A 748-nucleotide genomic window follows, 5' to 3' on the forward strand; every position below is an offset into this window, starting at 1 on the left:
CGGCCCGGCTGGTCGCCCTGGGCCTCCAGCCCCGTCTGCAGCCCGCCCGGGACGCCGACTACGCCGCCCTGCTGCGCCGCTATCACGAGGAGCCCGCCTGGGCCCGGCTCTGCGACGCCGTCGCGACCGGGCTGGGCCTGGTCGTCATGGAGGTCTCCCCACGGGCCGGCATGGCGGTCGCCGCGGCGGAGGACTCCGTCTTCGCGGTCCGCATCGGGGACTACGCCCGTCGGGCCGCGGCGGACTCCGCCGACCGCTTCCTGCACGGCCTGGCCCATCTCGCCGTCGCGGCCCTGGCCTTTCCCCGACCGGCCGACCTGGCCGACGAGGGGTACTCGGGACGCGTCAGCGTGCTGGGGGTGGAGTCCTTCGTCCGCCAGGCCTGCGCCGTGCTGGAGGAACGCGCCACCGGGCGCGGGGAGAACACCGACCCCGCCACGGACGCCCCCGAGCTGGAGGCGGCCTGGCGGGTGTACGCCCGCCGCAGCGCCACCGGCGCCACCAAGGACGCCCGCCGGCTCGCCGGATCCACCACCGGCATCATCGGCAAGGCCGTCGCCTTCCTCGCCGACTCCGGCTTCCTCCAGCGCACCGGCGACGAGAACGGGGGCACCTATCGGACCACCCCCCGCTATCGCCTCCAGGTCCGGGAGCTGGCGGGTACGGCCGCCATGGCCGAGCTCCTGTCGCTGGGGGTGGTCACCGTCACCGACGGCGGCGGGACCCTCAGCGCCCCCGACCCCGACAC

At 76.5% G+C, this 748-nt stretch carries 1 protein-coding gene; it reads left to right on the plus strand.

All coding sequences use genetic code 11. From position 1 onward, the window contains the following. A partial coding sequence (locus tag FOE67_RS27500) for a hypothetical protein (protein ID WP_182667518.1) occupies window positions 1–748 on the plus strand: 748 nt, incomplete at both ends.

Origin of the sequence: Streptomyces calidiresistens (assembly GCF_014141525.1) — a bacterium.
Classification (GTDB): domain Bacteria; phylum Actinomycetota; class Actinomycetes; order Streptomycetales; family Streptomycetaceae; genus Streptomyces; species Streptomyces calidiresistens.